Genomic DNA, 2591 nt, shown 5'->3' with positions numbered 1-2591 from the left:
TCCCCTCTCCCTTAAGCTCAAATATCAAAGTATAACTGAGTTCAGTCTCTACCGCTTCCTAATCCCTCAAATTTGTAATTATCAGGGAAAAGCCATCTGGATTGACTCAGATACAGTTTGTTTGGCTGATATTGCTGAACTTTTTGATACCCCACTCAATGATTACGATTTTCTGGCCAAAGGGGAAGCCTACGATCATCAAAGCAATAATCTCTGGGGCTTGAGTGTAATGTTGATCAATTGCGAGAGCGCTCGCTTTGACTTGGAGAGCTACTACAATGAAATTGACCAAGGTCTTTACACCTACACCGATTTCTCCTGCATGGCTCCGGCTTTTTTAGCCCATCATCCCTTCAAAGTAGGACAACTCGACTCTCACTGGAATGTTTTTGACTACTACGACAACGACACGAAGTTAATCCATTATACCAACCTCAGAACCCAACCCTGGAAATATCCTAATCATCCCTACGGTGAACTGTGGTTTCAATATTTTCAAGAAGCCCGTGAAACAGGGTACATCACCCAGCGAGATATTCAACTCAGTCAGCTGCGTGCCTACGTCCGTCAAAACATCCTTCAGGGAAATTCCCCCAAAATTCATAATAAATATAGCTTAATTAAGAATAAATTCTGCCATATTGCGAAGAAACTTTTCAAGTTAGGTATATGAACACCTTGGCTATTCCGTCAACTTCCATTTACCATACCATTGAACTTCTCAAACTGGAAGCCAAAGCTATCAACATAGCTGCAGAGCGCCTGCAATTCGACCAGGTGGAAAAAGCTTTGAAACTGTTAGCCACATGTCAGGGTAAGGTTGTGATTACGGGCGTGGGCAAATCGGGCATTGTGGCTCAAAAAATTGCCGCTACCCTTACCAGCATTGGTACTGTGGCCATCTGCTTGCATGCCTGTGATGCCCTCCATGGCGATCTCGGTATTGTGACAGGCTCAGATATCGCCATCCTACTCAGCAATGGGGGTGAGACTGACGAATTGATCGAGATTTTGCCCCATCTAAAGTATCGTCAGGTGCCGATTATTACCATTGTCGGTAATCTCGAGTCCACCCTGGCTCAGCAGGCTGATGTGGTTCTCAATGCCGGTGTCGATCGCGAAGCCTGTCCTTTAAACTTAGCTCCAACCGCAAGTACGACTGTGGCATTGGCCATTGGCGATGCGCTGGCCATGACTCTGACTCATATCAAAGGGGTAACTCCCGAAGCCTTTGCCTTTAACCATCCGGCAGGTCGGTTGGGCAAACGGTTGACGCTGAAGGTTGCTGATTTAATGCAGCAGAAGGCAAATAACCAGGCATTAGGGCTGGAGGCTTCCTGGCTAGAGATTGTAAGTGCAATTACCAATGGTGGTGCTGGTGCTGTAAATATTGTGGATGACAAAGGATGTTTACTGGGGTTAATTACCGACGGTGATTTGCGTCGTTGGGTACAAAAGATATCATCAGCTGATCTGAGTAAATTAAAGGCAGGTCAAATTATGACCACTGACCCTGTGACGGTAACCCCGGACATTCTCGCCTATGAGGCTTTCCAAATCATGGAAAACCGAGTATCACAAATTTCAGTCTTGCCAGTGGTTGATTCTAATCATGTTTGTTTAGGGCTGTTACGTCTCCATGATGTGTTGCGAAGTGGGTTAGTATAATGAAAATTCTTGCGGTAATTCCTGCCCGGTATGGGTCACAGCGCTTTCCGGGTAAGCCCTTAGTTAAGATTGGCGATAAGCCTATGGTACAGCGAGTATATGAAGCGGCGAAGTGTTGTCCTGACTTTGGCAAGGTGGTGGTGGCCACCGATGATCAGCGCATTGTAGACTGCGTGCAGCAGTTTGGTGGTGTAGTGGAAATGACTCGCTCTGACCATGAGACTGGTACGGATCGGGTGGCAGAGGTCGCAGAGCGCTATCCAGAGATGGTAGCAGTTGCGAATGTTCAGGGAGACCAACCTTTTGTAACTCCTCAGATGCTAACTCAATTGGTAAGTCCCTATCTCAAAGGGGATTCTCCTGAAATGACTACTTTAGCTTGTCCTTTGAACTTTGAGTCAGGTTATTCCGATCCCCATACAGTTAAGGTACTCTGCGACCAGCATAGTCATGCACTTTACTTCTCTCGCTCCCAGATTCCTTACTTACGTAATCATGGTAAAAGTCTTCCGGTGTATCATCACTTAGGACTCTATGCCTTTGATCGGAGGTTTTTAGCGCAATACGCCCAATTGTCAGCAACCCCGTTTGAACAGTGTGAAGCTTTAGAACAGTTGCGGGTGTTGGAGCATGGGTTTCAGATTCGGGTTTGCCTGACCCAAAAGGCCGTGTTAGAAATTAATACGCCTGAAGATTTAGCTAAAGCAAACAGATTAATACAAGATAAAGCCAAGGAAAGTACTCATCAGTAGTCATCAAAATCATCTACGTTACAAAACAAAGTATCTCAACCCAAATCACTAATATCATCAATATCATCTTAAAAGTATAAAGTTTATTTTTAGCTAGATACATGACTAGTACTCAAATCACGAATACACTTTCGATAGGAGATCGCTGTCCTTTAACCCTAATTGCAGGAG

Annotated in this window: 3 protein-coding genes; all 3 read left to right on the top strand. The window is 45.0% G+C overall.

All coding sequences use genetic code 11. The features are described from left to right. Nucleotides 1-673, top strand: a 673-nt coding sequence (locus F6K53_RS37030; protein WP_293084544.1) for a glycosyltransferase, incomplete at its 5' end; no start/stop codon positions are given. Then, a complete protein-coding gene (locus F6K53_RS37025; protein ID WP_293084541.1) occupies nucleotides 670-1668 on the top strand; it encodes a KpsF/GutQ family sugar-phosphate isomerase in 999 nt (332 codons plus the stop codon). The genes F6K53_RS37030 and F6K53_RS37025, both read left to right, overlap by 4 nt. Beyond that, nucleotides 1668-2420 (top strand): 3-deoxy-manno-octulosonate cytidylyltransferase, encoded by a 753-nt coding sequence (gene kdsB / locus F6K53_RS37020; protein ID WP_293084538.1) that lies wholly within the window; start codon nucleotides 1668-1670, stop codon nucleotides 2418-2420. The genes F6K53_RS37025 and kdsB overlap by 1 nt, the downstream gene beginning before the upstream one ends. Nucleotides 2421-2591: the final 171 nt, after the last annotated feature.

It is taken from the genome of Moorena sp. SIO4A1 (assembly GCF_010672065.1).
Taxonomy (GTDB): Bacteria; Cyanobacteriota; Cyanobacteriia; order Cyanobacteriales; family Coleofasciculaceae; genus Moorena.
This window is presented reverse-complemented; position numbering and strand designations above follow the sequence as displayed.

What these genes read in the sequence shown, in the direction of transcription:
- F6K53_RS37025 (WP_293084541.1), top strand. Translation starts at nt 670, where the DNA reads ATGAACACCTTGGCTATTCCGTCAACTTCCATTTACCATACCATTGAA.
- kdsB (WP_293084538.1), top strand. Translation starts at nt 1,668, where the DNA reads ATGAAAATTCTTGCGGTAATTCCTGCCCGGTATGGGTCACAGCGCTTT.